This is a genomic window from Roseibium denhamense (genome assembly GCF_009711415.1).
GTDB lineage: Bacteria > Pseudomonadota > Alphaproteobacteria > Rhizobiales > Stappiaceae > Roseibium > Roseibium denhamense.
Genome location: NZ_SMLZ01000109.1, coordinates 172,008 through 188,034, shown reverse-complemented (window position 1 = coordinate 188,034; position 16,027 = coordinate 172,008). Strand labels below are relative to the sequence as shown.

Sequence of the window (16,027 nt, the reverse complement as noted above, 5' to 3'; positions counted from 1 at the left end):
ACAGATCAGATCTTGGCAGTTTTACGGGGAGCAATTTATGGGATCAGGCCACCAGTCCGGCGGAGTGACCCGTTTTGTGCAGGTCGACAACCGGCTTGGATCCAGTCCGCTTGTGCTTCTGTGCGACCACGCCTCCAATGCCATGCCTGCTCCCTACGACACGTCCCTTGGCATTCAAGAGGCTGACAAGACGGCCCATGTCGCCTGGGATCCGGGCGCGCTGGGCGTTGCCAAATGTCTTTCTGAACTTCTCGACGCGGCCTTAATCTATCCCACACTTTCGCGCCTGATTATCGACTGCAACCGGGATGAGAAGCGGGTGGATCTATGTCCGCCTTTGAGTGAAAACACGGTCGTTCCCGGGAACCAGGATTTGTCCGGAGATGAACGCAAGCAGCGGCTGGATCTCGTGCATCGCCCGTTCCACCGCGAGATTGCAGGGCTGCTTGATCAAAGAAGTGCTCAAAACCGGCCTGCCGCGGTTGTTTCAATTCATTCCTACACACCGGTTTTCAAAGGGCGGCACCGCCCCTGGGAGATCGGGTTGATCTATGACACGGACACGCGGCTGGCAGATCCAGTCTTGGCTGCGCTGAAGGCGTGTACCGGTCTGTCGGTCGGCGACAATGAGCCCTATGCGCCCTCAGATGGCGTCTACTATACGATCGACCGGCATGGCCAAAGCCGTGGGCTTCCGTGCCTCATGATCGAAATACGCAATGATGAAATTGCCTCTAAAGATCAGGAACGTAAGTGGGCTGAACTGCTTGCTCCCATGCTTTCAAGCGCTGTGAATGCGGCGACGGTGAAGGAGGCGCGAACAAATGCTTAGAGCCGCCCGTGCCTATGTCCGCGTCGTCGACGGCTTCAACAGAGGTCTTGGCCGGATCATCATGTGGGGCATCTTCGTGATGGCCGGGATCCTTCTGTGGTCCTCAGTGTCCAAAACGTTTTTCAATCCCTCCCTCTGGACCTTGGAAGTCGCCCAATTTGCGATGGTCGCCTACTATGTTTTGGGCGGTCCGTACTCGATCCAGCTGGGATCCAATGTTCGAATGGATCTGTTCTACGCCGAATGGAGCCCAAGGAAAAAAGCCTGGTTCGACGCCTTCACCGTGTTTCTGCTGATCTTCTATCTCGGCGTCCTGCTCTATGGCGGGTTGAGCTCGACAGCCTATTCGCTGGGATATTTCGGCAAGGAATTCATGAGTTTCTATGGCGAGCTGATCACCGCTTTTTTCACCGGCGGGCCGTCGGCAGCGGGTGAGGTCATCGGCTTTATCGAGCGGAGCCCGACCGCGTGGCGTCCGGTCTTGTGGCCTATCAAGGTGATTATGTGTTTCGGTTTTTTCCTGATGCTTTTGCAGGCGGTTTCTGAACTCATCAAGGACATTGCGACCATCCGGGGAGAGACAATCTGATGTCTTACGAGATGATCGCCATCCTGATGTTCTCATCGATGATGCTGATGCTGCTCACCGGGCAGCGGGTTTTCGGCGCCATTGGCGGTATTGCAGCCCTTGCAGCTCTTTTTCTGTGGGGCGGCGGCGGGCAGGACATTCCCTTTTCGGCCGCAATGAAGCTCATGAAGTGGTATCCGCTGCTGACGCTGCCGATGTTCATTTTCATGGGCTACGTTCTGTCTGAATCCCGCATCGCCGACGACCTTTACAAGATGTTCCACGTGTGGATGGGGCCGGTTTCAGGCGGGCTTGCCATCGGCACCATATTCCTCATGGTTTTGGTGTCCGCCATGAACGGACTGTCGGTCGCCGGTATGGCGATTGGGGCAACGATTGCGCTGCCGGAATTGCTCCGGCGCGGCTATGACAAGCGCATGGTCACAGGCGTCATCCAGGCAGGCTCGTCGCTCGGTATCCTTGTTCCGCCATCCGTTGTGCTGGTGCTTTATGCGATGATCGCCCGAGCCCCGGTCGGTCAGCTCTGGCTCGCTGGTGTCATCCCTGGCCTGATGATGGCAGCCATGTTTGTCGTTTACATCGCCGTACGCTGCAAGCTTCAGCCGAACCTGGGACCGGTCCTGCCGCCGGAGGAGCGGGACATCTCAAAGGGTGAAAAGTATAAACTCCTGCTTGCTGGCTTGCTGCCGTTGGTAATCTTCGCGGCCATGATGGTTCCGTTCGTGAATGGCTGGACCAGCCTGGTGGAGAGCTCGGCAATCGGTGCTTTGACGGCCTTCATGGCGGCGGTTTTGAAGCGGCGCATGACCTGGACCGTTTTTCAGACTTGCATGCGCAATACGCTCGGCATCAGCTGCATGTTCATGTGGATCATCTTGGCAGCCCTGGGCTTCGGCGCCGTTTTCGATGGGCTTGGCGCAGTAAAGGCGATTGAAAACCTGTTCACAAATCAGCTCGGTCTGTCGCCGTGGACAATCCTCATCCTGATGCAGCTGTCGTTCCTGGTTATGGGCACGTTCCTGGACGATACCGCGATGCTGGTGATTGTGGCGCCGCTTTATGTGCCACTTGTTGCTCGCCTCGATCTAGGGCTTGCTCCGGGCGATGTCCTGATCTGGTATGGCGTGCTCTACACCATCACGACCCAGATCGCCTATATGACGCCGCCCTTCGGCTATAACCTGTTCTTGATGCGCGCGATGGCGCCCAAGGAAATCACCATGCGCGACATCTACGGGTCTATTACCCCGTTTGTGCTGGTGATGATGCTTGCGCTTGCGCTCGTCATGGCTTTTCCGCAAATCGCCCTGTGGCTTCCAGACACCGTCTACGGGAAATAGGAGGACCGTCAGGCGCTGGTCGATGCGTGGACAATAATAAGAATTGCCTGGAAAACCGGGCTTCTGACAGCGGTTGAACAAGAGCCGGAAACCGGCCGGACCGCGAGGGTTGAACAGCAAACTTAAAGGGAACATGAGATGACCAACAGACGTGATTTTCTCAAAAAGGCCGGGATGGGAACCGCAGCGGCCGCTGGCGCAGCGACCTTGGCAGCACCTGCTGTCCATGGCCAGTCGCCGATTAAGTGGCGCATGCAGACCTATGCGGGTCCGGCGCTCGCTGAACATGTGATCAAACCGCATATCGACATGTTCAATCAGGCCGCTCAGGGCCAGATGGAAATCGAACTCTTCTTCGCAGACCAGCTGGTGCCGACGGGTGAATTGTTCCGGGCGATGCAGCAGGGCACGATTGATGCGGTGCAGTCCGATGACGACTCCATGGCCTCGCCGACAGAAGTGACGGTTTTCGGTGGTTACTTCCCGTTCGCATCGCGCTATTCGCTCGATGTGCCGGTGCTCTTTAATCAGTATGGCCTGAAGGAAATCTGGGAAGAAGAATACGCCAAGGTTGGCGTGAAGCACATTTCCGCAGGCGCCTGGGATCCCTGCCATTTTGCTACCAAGGATCCGATCCGGTCTTTGGAAGACCTGAAAGGCAAGCGTGTCTTCACGTTCCCGACCGCTGGCCGGTTCATGAGCCAGTTCGGCGTGGTTCCGGTCACCCTGCCATGGGAAGACATTGAGGTTGCGGTTCAAACCGGCGAACTTGATGGCATTGCATGGTCCGGGATCACCGAGGACTACACCGTTGGCTGGGCAGACGTGACCAACTACTTCCTGACCAACAACATTTCCGGTGCCTGGGCAGGGTCCTTCTTTGCCAATATGGAAAAGTGGAACGAGCTGCCGGATCACCTGAAAACCATGCTTCAGCTCGCAATGGACGCATCTCACTACTACCGTCAATGGTGGTATTGGGGCGGCGAAGCGGCTCTGCGCGTCAATGGCACAAAGATGGAGCTCACCTCCATTCCGGACGCCGAATGGCAACAGGTTGAAGATGCCGCAATGGTCTTCTGGGATGAGATTGCAGCGGAATCGCCGACCAAGGCGAAGGTCGTCGAGATCTTCAAGAAATATAACCAGGATATGCAGAAGGCAGGCCGTCCTTACCGCTATACCTAATGCACGCCCGGATCGGGTCTGGCCTTTACAGCCAGCCTGATCCATCAACTACCGGCCCGGATAAAAGCGTTTTGCAAAACGCGATAGAACCGTCCGGGCCGGGATTTTCCAATATAATATCAATATAACCGCCCGAAACGGACCTTCAGCATGTCTGGCAACCTGACTTTTGATGATCTGAAATCTCTGACTGCAGCCGGCGAAATCGATACGGTTCTTGCCTGTATCGTCGATATGCAGGGCCGCTTGATGGGCAAGCGCTTCCTCGCGCAGCACTTCGTTGACAGTGCTTATGAAGAGACGCATTGCTGCAATTATCTGCTGGCGACCGATCTGGAGATGTACACGGTTGAAGGATATGCGGCGACGAGCTGGTCCGGTGGCTACGGCGATTACGTGATGAAGCCGGATCTGTCGACCCTCCGCCGGCTGCCATGGCTGGACGGAACGGCGATGGTGATTTGCGATGTTCTGGATCACCACACGCACAAGGATGTGCCGCATTCGCCGCGCGCAATGCTGAAGGCTCAGGTTGCCAAACTGGAAAAACTTGGTCTGACGCCGATCATGGCGACCGAGCTGGAGTTTTTCCTGTTTGAAAAAAGCTTCGATGACATGCGCAAGAGCGGGTTCCGGGATCTGGAGCCAATCTCGGGCTACAATGAAGACTACCATATCCTGCAAACGACGAAGGAAGAGGAGGTCATGCGGCCGATCCGCAATGGCCTTTACGCTGCCGGTATCCCTGTCGAGAACACCAAGGGGGAAGCTGAGACCGGTCAGGAAGAGCTCAATATCAAGTATGCTCCGGCCCTGGATACGGCCGAGTATCACACCATTGCAAAAAATGCCGTCAAGGAGATTGCCTGGTCGAAGGGGCGTTCGGCGTCCTTCCTGGCAAAATGGCGCAGTGACAAGGTCGGTTCGTCGTCCCACGTGCACCAATCCCTTTTCGATAAGGAGGGCAACAACGTCTTCTGCGATGCAAATGGCGACCTTGGCATGTCCGAGACGATGCGGCACTACCTTGCCGGTCTGATCAAATATGCACCGGATTACACTTACTTTCTGGCGCCTTACATCAACAGCTACAAGCGGTTCCAGAAAGGCACATTTGCGCCGACAAAGACCGTTTGGTCTGTCGACAACCGGACCGCCGGCTTCCGCCTGTGCGGGGAGGGCACGAAGGGCCTCAGGATCGAATGCCGGATTGGCGGGTCCGATCTCAATCCGTATCTTGCCCTTGCCGTTCAGATTGCGGCGGGTCTCAAGGGAATTGAAGACAAGCTTCCTTTGGATCCACCGACCTCTGGCGATGTCTATGAAGCGCGGAAGGCCAAGGAGATCCCGCACACATTGAAGGAAGCGCGCGAGACCCTTCGCAAGTCGAAATTCCTGCGGGAAGCCTTTGGAGATGCGGTCATCGACCATTACGCCCGGGCGGCGGAATGGGAAATCGAGGAGTTTGACCGCGCTGTCACCGATTACGAGATTGCCCGCGGTTTCGAACGGGCGTAACAGGATCAATCTCCTCCAAGAGGATTGTTTAAAGAGAGCCAAACATGTCTGACGTGATCAAGTTGATCTCGCCGATCGATGGATCGGTTTACGCCGAGCGTCCCGCGCTTGCCGAAGCAGAGGTCGAAAGAGTTGTTTCCGCCGCAAAGACAGCCCAAATCGGCTGGTCGGCCCTGCCGGTTTCCGAGCGGGTTGCCTATTGTCTGAAGGCTCTTGAGGCGCTCAAGGCCATGAATGACGAGGTCGTTCCAGAGCTGGCCTGGCAGATGGGCCGCCCGGTCCGTTTCGGCGGCGAACTCGGCGGCACAATTGAGCGCACCGAGTACTGTGCCAACACCGCCGCAGAGGCGCTGGCCGATATCGAGCGGACTGACAAAGCCGGTTTCAAACGCTATCTGAAGCGCGTTCCGCTTGGCATCGTCATGGTGATCGCGCCATGGAACTATCCTTTCATGACGGCCATCAACACCATAATGCCGGCTCTCATGGCAGGCAATGTTATCGTGTTGAAGCACGCCGCTCAGACGTTGCTCGTCGGCGAGCGCCTCGCCAAGGCCTTCGAGATCGCGGGTTTGCCGAAAGGCGTGTTCCAGAACATCGTCCTGACCCATGCGGGAACTGAAAAGCTGCTCGGCTCCGGCCTGATCGATCATGTCAACTTCACCGGTTCCGTAGGCGGTGGACGTTCCATCGAAAAAGCGCTGGCGGGCACCTTCGCGACCCTGGGGTTGGAACTTGGCGGCAAGGATCCAGCCTATGTCCGTGCAGATGCGGATTTGGGCTATGCGGTTGAAAACCTTGTCGATGGCGCGTTCTACAATGCAGGCCAGTGCTGCTGCGGCATCGAACGCGTCTATGTGCATGAGAGCCTTTACGACAAGTTTGTCGAAGGCTTTGTGGACCTCACCAGCCAGTACAAGCTGGGCAATCCGCTGGATGAGGCGACGACGCTCGGCCCGATGGCGCAGGCCCGTTTCGCGGCCTGGGTGCGTGAACAAACCCAGGAAGCTGTGCGCAAGGGCGCTAAGGCGCATATCGATACGTCCAAGTTCGAGATGGACAAGGACGGCACGCCCTATCTCGCGCCGCAGGTTCTGACGGACGTCAATCACCAGATGTCGGTGATGCGCGAGGAGAGCTTTGGCCCGGTTGTTGGCATCATGAAGGTGAAGGACGATGCCGAGGCGCTCCAATTCATGAATGACAGTCCTTATGGCCTGACCGCGTCCATCTGGACCGAGGATGTGCAAGCCGCTGCCGAGATCGGAGACAAGATCGAGACCGGCACCGTCTTCATGAACCGGTGCGACTATCTGGACCCCGCGCTTGTCTGGACCGGCGTCAAGGACACCGGCAAGGGTGCAGCGCTTTCCGAAATCGGCTTCCACAATCTGACCCGGCCGAAATCCTTCCACTTCCGCGTCGACCACTGACGCGGCCCTTTCAGTCTCTGTTATCTGGTGCGCATATGAGCTCACTTCCTTCCGTAAACTGGTCATACCCAACCTCGATCCGTTTTGGTGCTGGCCGCATCAAGGAACTGCCCGAAGCGGTCAAGGCAACGGGCATGAAGAACCCGCTTTTGGTGACCGATCCGGGCCTTGCAGGGCTGCCGATGGTCGCCGAGGCCATCGAAAGCCTGAAGGCTGCTGGTCTTGAGGCCGCAGTCTTTTCCGATGTCAAACCGAACCCGCTTGGCAGCAACATTGAGGCCGGTGTCACCGCGTTCAAGGCAGGCGGCCATGACGGTGTGATCGCCTTCGGTGGAGGCTCCGGCCTGGATGCGGGCAAGGTCATTGCCTTTATGTCCGGCCAGACCCGGCCGATCTGGGATTTTGAAGACATCGGCGACTGGTGGACACGCGCCGATCCGGCCGGGATCGCGCCGATCGTTGCGGTGCCGACCACGGCCGGCACCGGTTCTGAAGTCGGCCGGGCGGGTGTCGTCACGAACGAGGAAACCCACACAAAGAAGGTGATCTTTCACCCGCAAATGCTGCCGGAAATCGTTATCTGCGACCCGGAGCTGACCACCAAGATGCCGCGCATCATCACCATCGGCACCGGCATGGACGCGCTTGCCCACTGCCTGGAAGCGTATTCCGCGCCGATGTATCATCCCATGTCCGAAGGGATCGCGCTGGAAGGCATGCGGCTGGTTCTGGAAAACCTGCCGAAAGTGGTGGCCGACCCGAACGACCTGGAAGCGCGCGGCCACATGATGAGTGCGGCGGCGATGGGTGCTGTCGGTTTCCAGAAGGGGCTTGGCGCGATCCACTCCCTGTCGCACCCGGTCGGCGCGCTCTACGACACGCACCACGGCATGACCAATGCCGTGTTCATGCCGTATGTGCTGCAGTTCAACAAACCGGCAGTCGAACAGAAGTTCGAGCGGCTTGCCGGGTTCCTCGGGATTTCAGGCGGCTATCAGGGTGTGCTCGACACGGTCCTGAAGCTGCGCGCCGATCTCGATGTGCCGCACACGCTGGAAGGCCTGAATGTGGGTGACGAAAAACGCGATCTGATTGCGGACATGGCGATTGTCGATCCGACCGCCGGCGGCAACCCGGTTGAACTCACCAAGGACGGCGCGCTCGAAATCTTCGACAAGGCAATTTCAGGTACAGTCTAGATCAGATTTGGGCGTTTCCTCCGAAACGCCCGATCATCCAGGTGGTCTGTTTTCAGCGTTTGAAGACGGGGCCTTTCCGGCCCCGTTTTTGTCTTTTATGAGGGCGTCACCACCAGAAGCACCGTGCTGCCGTCCATAGAGTCCTTGGTCATCCGCGATCATTTGCGAAGGGAGCTGCCAGGGCCAACCTCAGATGCCATCAGGATCAGTTCATGTCACCATGGACGGCGACAAGATCGAGTTCGGCGGCTTGCGGGGCAATCGCCGAGTAGCTCTCACGAACACCTTCCCCGGCAAGCTCGCGCTGAACTGCCAGAATCGTGTTTTCCGCATGATCCGCGCACAGGTCCGCCATATAGCTGAGTTCTTCCGCAGCAACACCCCTTGCAGCATCCACGGAAGGTGCTCCGTAAACATCAACAAAGTGCTGGGCGAGGCGGTCAACAAGCGAGCTGAATTCGGCTTCGCTAATTGGGGTCACGGCAACCAAGGTAACGCGGCCAAAAGTTTCCAACCCGAGCCAGCCGTTTGAAAAGGCCTGCTTGGCTTTTCCGGACAGGTCGGCATCTGTCCAGTCGGAAAACTCGAAGCCGCCGGACAAACACCATTCGCCCGTCCGGGCTGGAGAGAAATAGACATTCTTGTCGCTGTCATCGAGGTGGATCGCGCGGGCAAGGTTCATGGGTTCAGGTCTCCAGACGGCTTGAAAGCGGGATCACGATCGTTGCGTCACGCGTGCGCAACAGCATGCCGAAATGCTCATCAACACCTGTAAAAGTTCCGGTTTGATCGTCAATGTCAACAGGTTCGCCAATCTCCTGAACGAGACCCCGCCACTCTGCATGCACCGGGCGTGCACCCTCGTCCAGCCAGCGGTTGATCCAGTAAAGCGTATGGCGGACCCATGCTTCCAGAAGGTGGTCAGCGCTGACTTCGGCACACCCTTCTTCCGTAAGAGATGTCCGGTTCGGATCGTATCCCGGATCGGATTTTGACGCAGTAACGGACAGTTCAAGACCGACAATCAGCCAATCCGGTTCTGCTGCCGGGTCAGCCGTGGACGCTTTGACCCGGAACCGGCCGCAAACCGCCCCGTTTACGCGAATCTTGCCATCCCACCCCAAATGGACCGCCACTTCCGGAGGAGCTAGTGCACCAAGGGCTGCCTGGAACCCGAGACCGCATACCGGCAGCGCGGTCATCGCTTGTTCCAGCGGCATCTCGGGCGCAAAGACCATACTCGCTTTGAGATCCGGACCGGTCAGATTGTAAACGACCGTTCCTGAGTCCGTCCCGACAGTGGCAAGCGCAACGGCGCGCTCAATCGGGTCGGCCTGTCCCGTGACAGCCTCCCCCTGGAACAGCGGTGGAAATTGTAGATCGGTCATGCGTGCCCCTGCTCGACCAGCCGCGCCGCCAGGTCACGGAAAACACGTCCGTCTGCTGCCTCCGGATCAGCAAGTGTAGCCGGTGTGCCGCTGTCACCGGCCGTCCTGATTCCAAGGCTCAAGGGAACCTCCGCCAGCAAGGGCACACCAAGTTTGCCAGCTTCGGCTGCAACGCCGCCATGCCCGAAAATATGTTCCTCATGCCCGCATTTGGAACAGACATGGGTCGACATGTTTTCAATCATGCCAAGGATCGGGACGTGCATCTGGTGAAACATGTCGATGCCCTTGCGTGCATCGAGCAGCGCGATGTCCTGCGGTGTTGAAACGATGATCGCGCCGTCGACTATGAACTTCTGGGACAGGGTCATCTGCACATCGCCGGTGCCGGGCGGCAGATCAACAATCAGTATATCGAGCGCGCCCCACTGCACCTGTGACATCATTTGTTGCAGCGCGCCCATCAGCATCGGACCGCGCCTGAGAACCGCCTGGTCGCCCGAAGTCATAAGTCCGATTGAAATCAGCGTAACGCCATGATTGCGAAGCGGCAGGATCATCTCCCCGTCTGGTGACGTCGGCCGTCCGCTGACACCCAGCATCTTGGGTTGAGATGGCCCATATACATCCGCATCCAGAAGTCCAACTCTGCGGCCCTGTGCCGCCAGCGCACAAGCGAGGTTGGCAGCGACGGTGGACTTGCCGACGCCGCCTTTACCAGAGGCGATTGCCACCACCCGGTCAATGCCGGGAACCCGCTGCGGTCCGGATGTGCCGGGTGGCGCAGGCCGCTGTTTGATCGGCACCGGTTCGCTGGGTGCCGAGGGCTGCGCGGGCGCATCGCTATGGGCGGTCAGGACCACCTGCACGCTTTCGCAGTCTGGCAAATCCTGGAGTTTTTGCTCGGCTTCGCGGCTGAGTTCTTCCATTTGAGGCATGCGGCTTTGATCAACTTCAAGAACAAAGCGGACCGATTGATCGGCGACCCTGAGTGCCCGCATCATTCCCGAAGAAACAATATCCTCTCCGGTCATCGGATCCTGAACCGTTTTCAGGGCCGCCAGAACGGATTCCCGTGTGAGTGTCACGTCAGGACTGGCCTCCGATCTCTCCGCTTACCTCATGTTCGAGGCCGAGCTCCTCGATGGTTATAACGGCCTTGACCTTGTAGGTCTTGCCGTCGGAGCCCTGGTCTTTCCTGACAGCTTCTTCGATCGCCTGCTGCGAAGTAACTCCGACCTGCTTCAGAAACTTTCGCATCGACATATTGAAATCGTCGCTCATCTTCTCTCCCTTGTCATTGATGCCTGCATTGACGGCTTTGTGTTTGTGATCCTACCATTACGGTGCTGTTCAGCATCGTGAAGGAGGAGCGCGTGTGCTGCCGGATTGCCATTGTGGCCGCAGTTTTTGCCGTCCTTGTGCCGCTATTTGCGGTGCCTGCGCAGGCAGCATCGTCGTTTACATTAAGTGCGCCTGACAGCCTTGTCGAAAGCGGATTCTTGAAACATCTTCTGCCGCGTTTTTCGCTCAAGGCGAATACGCGGATAGAACTCGTCCAGGAAGACCAGCCGGCACAAGCTTCCTTGGCGTCTGATGGGAAGGGCAAGCCTGTCTTTTCAGGGCTTGGTACGACCTGGTACCTCCTGATCAATGATCCGGAGAGCGATGGGTTAGCAAAGTTCGCTGCATGGATTTCAAGCGATGTCGGTCTATCGACAATTGACGCCTTCAAACCTGCCAACGGCCAGGTTTTCGCGGCGGTTGTGCCTGACGATACGAATGAAGAGGTCGTTTTCCTGGAAGGTGATAGCGTTGCCGGGGAGAAGCTTGCGGTCGCCCATTGCGGACGCTGCCACATGGTGAACGAAGCGACCCGCCTCACCACGATTGGCTCTTCCCCCTCGTTTGCGGTCTTGCGTACGTTTAAAGACTGGCAATCGCGGTTTGAGACGTTTTTCGCTTTGCGCCCCCATCCCGCATTCACAATTATCGAAGATGTGACTGATCCGTTCGACCCAAGCCGGCCACCGCCGATTGCGCCGGTCCGCATGAGCCTGGAGGATCTGTTCGCGATCCTGGCCTTTGTGTCTCGCATTGAACCGGCCGATCTTGGGGCGCCGATCCAGTACCAGTGAGGCATGGCAGCTTGTCTCAATGATCCCGCCGCTTGCTGATATAGTCGTCGGTGGTGCGCACTTTCGGGCGTTCGCCCATGGCAAATGGATTGTTTTCGGAGTGGTAGACCGCGTTTACCCGGCAATCGTCACACATTTGAATGAGCCTTGAGGCGTCTGCGTTCTGGAACATGGAATGTTTCCCGGCGAGCTTCTCGGTCATACGCTCAACGGTCGAGCGAACCCCGAATGGCTTGCTGCATTCAATGCAATGAAACGGTTCTTCTTCCTTCAGAACGATAGGCGACAGAGCCGTGTTGGACAGGTTCAGCCGCGGATCCAGTGACAGGGCGTTTTCCGGGCAAATGCGGGTGCAAATGCCGCATTGCAGACAGGCGTCTTCCTGAAACTGGAGCTGAGGTTGATCCGGGTTTGCTTTTAAAGCTCCGGACGGACAGAGCGAGGTGCATGACATGCAAAGGGTGCAGGCTGCCTCGTCGAAGGTGACTGCACCATAGGGTGCACCGGCTGGCAATGGGATGAGTTTGTCTTCGTCGTAAAAGCTCTTTGCTGCAAGGCGTGTGACCTGCCTCCGTGTCCCCATTGGGAGCACGGGTGCTGAGCCAAGGGTAGTGTGAGGGTCGCGGTAAAGAAGCTCATCCAGCTGATCCGGGTCCACGGGATCGATCAAGCCGATCCGTTCGTCACCCGCAATTGCATTCGCCAGGTCAAGCTGTGCTGGCAAACCGTCTCTTTCCGTTGTTGGGGAAACCAGTATGGCCACACTCGCAAAACCGCTCGCGACAGCCGCAAGCGCTTCCGCATGTCCGAAAGAGGCAATCGCCTCGGTTTCGAAAGGAATTACATCCGCGGGCAGGCCTTTGCCGTAGCGGGCGCTCAACCGGATCATGTCTGCCCCATGTTCCTGATCGTGGACAAGAAGTCTTGGGGCTTTTTCGGACAGTTTACGCCATGCGCCAGAGAGCGTACTCAGGCGTTTCAAAGTCGCCGGTACCGGAGGGGCATCGTAGGAGATCGCACCGGATGGGCAGACCGCTGAGCAGCTGCCGCATCCAGCGCAGACCATCGGGTCCACGGCTATATGATCGCCGGACGGTGTGATCGCTCCGGTTGGGCAAAGATCAAGGCAGCGGGTGCAGCCGGTTTTTTGCGCTCTTGAGTGGGCGCACAACGCTTCGTTCAGTTTCACATAGATCGGTTTTTCGAACGTTCCGACCAGTTGAGAAGCCTCCAGCAGGGCCTTCGTGACGGATGGGGCATGGTGGGGGTCCGCCCGCAGATAGCCCTCCCGCTTGTGATCTGCGGGAAATAGTGGAGGGGCACGGCGCAGATCCAGCAAGATATCGCATTCGGTCCGGCCGCCGCTGCGCGGTTCCGTCCAGTTGAAGGGGCCGCGTCCACTGGGGATCCGCTCCTGGAGGCCGTTGAATGACAATTTGAAATGACCAAGGGCTCCGGAGGCCGATGCCAACGTGCCGAGGACGATGTCGAAGCGCCTGTCGTCGATCAAAGGGAGTTCTGCGTCTGGGGCAAGAAGAACAGTGACGCTGAGCAGCTCGCACAAATGCTCTGCTGCAGCTAGAGCAGGGGCCGCATCGCCAAGGATCAGGCAGGTTCCGGCCGAGGTGACATCAATAACTTTCGGGGCGTTTTCCGGCAGCAGTGCTTCAGCAATCAATGCCGCCATTTTTGGTGTTGGGCTAGCCGGATCATCCGACCATCCGGCCCGGTCGCGGATGTCGACAAAGCTGGGTGGAGAGACGACCAGTTCCGCAGCCAGATCTTCGAAAGTCTGACGCTCTTGCTGGCAAGCAATGACGACATCGCCGTTCTTCAGCTCGTTAGCCGCAGTGCCAATCTCTGCACGGCAAAGCTCGGAATAAACCCTTGAACAGCTGACACCGGTTGCCGCCCCAAGTTCGTCAGCAATGACCGATTGGGAACCACGGCAGTCACAAAGCAAAAGCCTTGTTTCTGTCATTTCAAATTTTCCTCTCCCCCCGCGGCCGGGCGTTCGTCTAGCGCACGTTTTCTTAATAGAAGAGGTCAGAAACCAGCCTCGTCAAGTACGACTTCTGCCGGGCTTGACGTTTGGGCTGCTTCCTGCACGTTAGCTACGCTAAGTAAAAACGGGTGGGAGGAGCGCCTGTGACAAAAGAACGTTCGGTCACGATGCCGATAGGCGTCGTGGTTCGGAAGGTGCGAGGTGTAACCCGATGGCAGAAATGGTCTTGGCGGCCGGTATCGGTTCTGCCTGGCGCAAGGCCCGCCAATTGGGACGTTTTGCGGACAGAAGGGGATGCCGTGGAGTATCATGCTGCAACCCTTTCGCTGGAACTGCATAGAACCGATACGGAAGCCTACCTTGCCGCGCTCGCCGATCGTACGCCGTCTATTTATGTGATCATGCGGCCGAGCGACGAAATCGAATCAGATGTCCCCCTTGACGTCATGCTCGTCACCGCCTCGGCCTTCGAGGGACAGGATTATGCCGACACGAGTGATGTGATGGTTGAGAAAGTTCCCATGCCGCCCGGCCTGATTGCCTGGGTGCAGGACTTTTGCGACCGCCACCATGAAGATGAGATTTTCACAAAACGGCGCCGAGACAAAAAGCGGGTCGATCTGGAAGAGGACGGCATTGGCGATCCCCGTATCCGCCAGCTCAGCGATGTCTACCGGTCCCCTGTCCGGACATCAAAGGATGTTTTGCAGTGAAGGGGGGAGCATGAGTGACGGCGAGACAAAGCCACAGGACTTCTGGTCCCGCCGTAAGGCAGCGGTTCGTGCCGCTGAAGCTGCCGAACAGGATGAAGCAGCAGCCGTAGCGGCTGCAGAAAAGCGGGCGGCGCTTAAAGACAAGCCGGATGCCGAAATCCTTGACGAACTTGAGCTTCCAGATCCCGATACCCTGTCCGATCAGGATGATTTCAAACCATTCTTATCGGACACCGTGCCCGAACGTTTGCGCAGACGCGCCTTGAGGCGCTTGTGGACTGTGAACCCTGTTCTGGCGAACGTGGACGGTTTGGTGGACTACGCCGATGATTTCACGGATGCGGCTACGGTCGTTTCAAACCTGAAGACCGTGTACCGGGTCGGAATGGGAATGTTCGACAAGTTCGCGGTGGAAGATCAGGTAGCGGCCGGTCCGGTTGAGGGCAGTGGCGAGGTTGATACACCACACCCAATGGAAGCTGGGCTCAGCAGCCCAGACATAAGTCTTTCTCAAGAAAATGCTGCGGCGCAAAAAGGCGAGGGACAAAATGAACCCGCATCTTTGCAATTGACGCAAGCAGATGCAATTGATCAAACTCAAAACGACGGTGCGGATTTATGTTATGATGCGCAATTAGAGCCAGTTGCAGAGACTTCAATGCTGGGCAATACTCGAAAGCGTATGAAGTTTGACTATTCATAAGACGAAAGTCTAGGTCAGGCGCATTAATGTGGCAGCTGCACCTTGGGGAGGACGGACACGGATGTCCGCAGCTTTAAAAGAATATGTGATAGATCCGGAGGACCGTGCGCGCGCGGACCTTTATGAATTCCTGGGTGTCCTGCTTGTTAAACCGGCGAGCAGCTTGCTCTTGGGCCAAGTCGCTAGCCTTGACGGAGATGAGACGGCCCTTGGCGAAAAGCTTACGGTGCTGTCCAAACTTGCTGCCGTTACCACAGAGCAGTCCGCGGAACGCGAGTTCAATGCGCTGTTTATCGGTCTCGGCCGCGGCGAGTTCCTTCCCTACGCCAGCCACTATCTGACGGGCTTCTTGAATGAGAAGCCGCTCGCCCAGCTGCGCGGGGATATGGCCGAGCTTGGTATCCAGAGAGCCGAGGGGCGCAAGGAGCCGGAAGACAACATAGCAACGCTGATGGAGATCATGGGAGGGATGATCCTCGGTCGGTTTGGACGTGTTGTATCTGTGGCGGAACAGAAGCGCTTTTTCATGACCCACATCGAGCCGTGGGCCGTGCATTTTTTCACTGACCTTGAAGCATCTGACAGCTCGGTTTTCTACGCGGCGGTCGGTGCGCTCGGGCGGCAATTCATGGAGGTCGAGAGCGAGGCTTTCTCCATGCTGTCCAATTAAACGTTCACGTTAGCATCTGAGGGCGGAACGATCCGTCCGATAGGAGAGGAGGATTGCTAAAATGAAACCACCTGAAAAGGCGGGGCCCCAAGACGGAGCCGATCGCCGTAACTTTCTAAAGCTGGCGGCGCTTTCAGCCCCGCTTGCGGCTGCCGCAACTGCGGTGGGAACAGCCGCCCAAGCTGCGGAACCTGATCTCACATCCGAAAAGATGCAAGACACGGCGCATACCCGCGCCTACTTCGACAGCGCCCGGTTCTAACTGGACCTTGTTGTTTATCCGGTCATGGTTGCGTGACGCCCGAGTGCCG

The 16,027-nt window shown here is 57.6% G+C and carries 17 protein-coding genes; 12 read left to right on the top strand and 5 right to left on the bottom strand.

The annotated features are described in order from the left end of the window. Nucleotides 1-37 precede the first annotated feature (37 nt). The 7 genes from E1180_RS13240 to E1180_RS13210 all read left to right on the top strand — a co-directional run bounded on the left by E1180_RS13240 (nt 38) and on the right by E1180_RS13210 (nt 8,099). Complete coding sequence (locus E1180_RS13240; protein ID WP_155191654.1) at nt 38-832, top strand: N-formylglutamate amidohydrolase; 795 nt, start codon at nt 38-40, stop codon at nt 830-832. Beyond that, nucleotides 825-1,421 carry a TRAP transporter small permease subunit gene (locus E1180_RS13235; protein ID WP_155191653.1) on the top strand — a complete coding sequence of 199 codons (597 nt, stop codon included), beginning with the start codon at nt 825-827 and terminating at the stop codon, nt 1,419-1,421. The genes E1180_RS13240 and E1180_RS13235 overlap by 8 nt, the downstream gene beginning before the upstream one ends. Continuing rightward, nucleotides 1,421-2,761: a TRAP transporter large permease gene (locus tag E1180_RS13230; protein ID WP_155191652.1), complete on the top strand. Its 1,341-nt coding sequence runs from the start codon at nt 1,421-1,423 to the stop codon at nt 2,759-2,761. The genes E1180_RS13235 and E1180_RS13230 overlap by 1 nt, the downstream gene beginning before the upstream one ends. Nucleotides 2,762-2,899: 138 nt before the next feature. Beyond that, nucleotides 2,900-3,949, top strand: a complete 1,050-nt coding sequence (locus E1180_RS13225) for a TRAP transporter substrate-binding protein (protein ID WP_155191651.1) — start codon at nt 2,900-2,902, stop codon at nt 3,947-3,949. Nucleotides 3,950-4,099: 150 nt separating this feature from the next. Then, nucleotides 4,100-5,467 carry a glutamine synthetase family protein gene (locus E1180_RS13220; protein WP_155191650.1) on the top strand — a complete coding sequence of 456 codons (1,368 nt, stop codon included), beginning with the start codon at nt 4,100-4,102 and terminating at the stop codon, nt 5,465-5,467. A 44-nt stretch (nt 5,468-5,511) separates the two neighbouring features. Beyond that, nucleotides 5,512-6,900 (top strand): aldehyde dehydrogenase family protein, encoded by a 1,389-nt coding sequence (locus E1180_RS13215; RefSeq protein ID WP_155191649.1) that lies wholly within the window; start codon nt 5,512-5,514, stop codon nt 6,898-6,900. A 35-nt stretch (nt 6,901-6,935) separates the two neighbouring features. Further along, nucleotides 6,936-8,099: an iron-containing alcohol dehydrogenase gene (locus E1180_RS13210; RefSeq protein WP_155191648.1), complete on the top strand. Its 1,164-nt coding sequence runs from the start codon at nt 6,936-6,938 to the stop codon at nt 8,097-8,099. Nucleotides 8,100-8,304: 205 nt separating this feature from the next. Here E1180_RS13210 and E1180_RS13205 read toward each other — a convergent pair whose 3' ends face one another. The 4 genes from E1180_RS13205 to E1180_RS13190 are packed head-to-tail and all read right to left on the bottom strand — an operon-like array spanning nt 8,305 to nt 10,771. Next, nucleotides 8,305-8,781, bottom strand: a complete 477-nt coding sequence (locus E1180_RS13205) for a DUF6505 family protein (RefSeq protein WP_155191647.1) — start codon at nt 8,779-8,781, stop codon at nt 8,305-8,307. A gap of 4 nt (nt 8,782-8,785) precedes the next feature. Next, nucleotides 8,786-9,487, bottom strand: coding sequence for a biotin/lipoate--protein ligase family protein (locus E1180_RS13200; protein WP_155191646.1), 702 nt, complete (start codon nt 9,485-9,487; stop codon nt 8,786-8,788). Further along, entirely contained in the window at nt 9,484-10,575 is a 1,092-nt protein-coding gene (locus tag E1180_RS13195) for an Mrp/NBP35 family ATP-binding protein (RefSeq protein WP_341873558.1), read from the bottom strand. The genes E1180_RS13200 and E1180_RS13195 overlap by 4 nt, the downstream gene beginning before the upstream one ends. A 1-nt stretch (nt 10,576) precedes the next feature. Continuing rightward, nucleotides 10,577-10,771 carry a DUF6494 family protein gene (locus tag E1180_RS13190; protein ID WP_155191645.1) on the bottom strand — a complete coding sequence of 65 codons (195 nt, stop codon included), beginning with the start codon at nt 10,769-10,771 and terminating at the stop codon, nt 10,577-10,579. Between the two features lie 113 nt (nt 10,772-10,884). On the opposite strand from E1180_RS13190, the gene E1180_RS13185 reads away from it, so the two are divergent. Next, a complete protein-coding gene (locus E1180_RS13185) occupies nt 10,885-11,625 on the top strand; it encodes a hypothetical protein (RefSeq protein ID WP_208997124.1) in 741 nt (246 codons plus the stop codon). A gap of 16 nt (nt 11,626-11,641) precedes the next feature. Here the strand turns inward: E1180_RS13185 and E1180_RS13180 are convergent, their stop codons facing one another. Further along, nucleotides 11,642-13,606: a 4Fe-4S binding protein gene (locus tag E1180_RS13180; RefSeq protein ID WP_155191644.1), complete on the bottom strand. Its 1,965-nt coding sequence runs from the start codon at nt 13,604-13,606 to the stop codon at nt 11,642-11,644. Nucleotides 13,607-13,773: 167 nt separating this feature from the next. Between E1180_RS13180 and E1180_RS13175 the strand changes: the two genes are divergently transcribed. The 4 genes from E1180_RS13175 (at nt 13,774) to E1180_RS13160 (ending at nt 15,978) form a co-directional block, all read left to right on the top strand. Next, nucleotides 13,774-14,343, top strand: a complete 570-nt coding sequence (locus E1180_RS13175; RefSeq protein ID WP_208997123.1) for a DUF3305 domain-containing protein — start codon at nt 13,774-13,776, stop codon at nt 14,341-14,343. Nucleotides 14,344-14,353: 10 nt separating this feature from the next. Next, entirely contained in the window at nt 14,354-15,046 is a 693-nt protein-coding gene (locus E1180_RS13170; RefSeq protein WP_155191643.1) for a DUF3306 domain-containing protein, read from the top strand. A 61-nt stretch (nt 15,047-15,107) separates the two neighbouring features. Continuing rightward, nucleotides 15,108-15,716 (top strand): TorD/DmsD family molecular chaperone, encoded by a 609-nt coding sequence (locus tag E1180_RS13165; protein ID WP_155191642.1) that lies wholly within the window; start codon nt 15,108-15,110, stop codon nt 15,714-15,716. Nucleotides 15,717-15,777: 61 nt separating this feature from the next. Next, complete coding sequence (locus tag E1180_RS13160; RefSeq protein WP_155191641.1) at nt 15,778-15,978, top strand: twin-arginine translocation pathway signal protein; 201 nt, start codon at nt 15,778-15,780, stop codon at nt 15,976-15,978. Nucleotides 15,979-16,027: the final 49 nt, after the last annotated feature.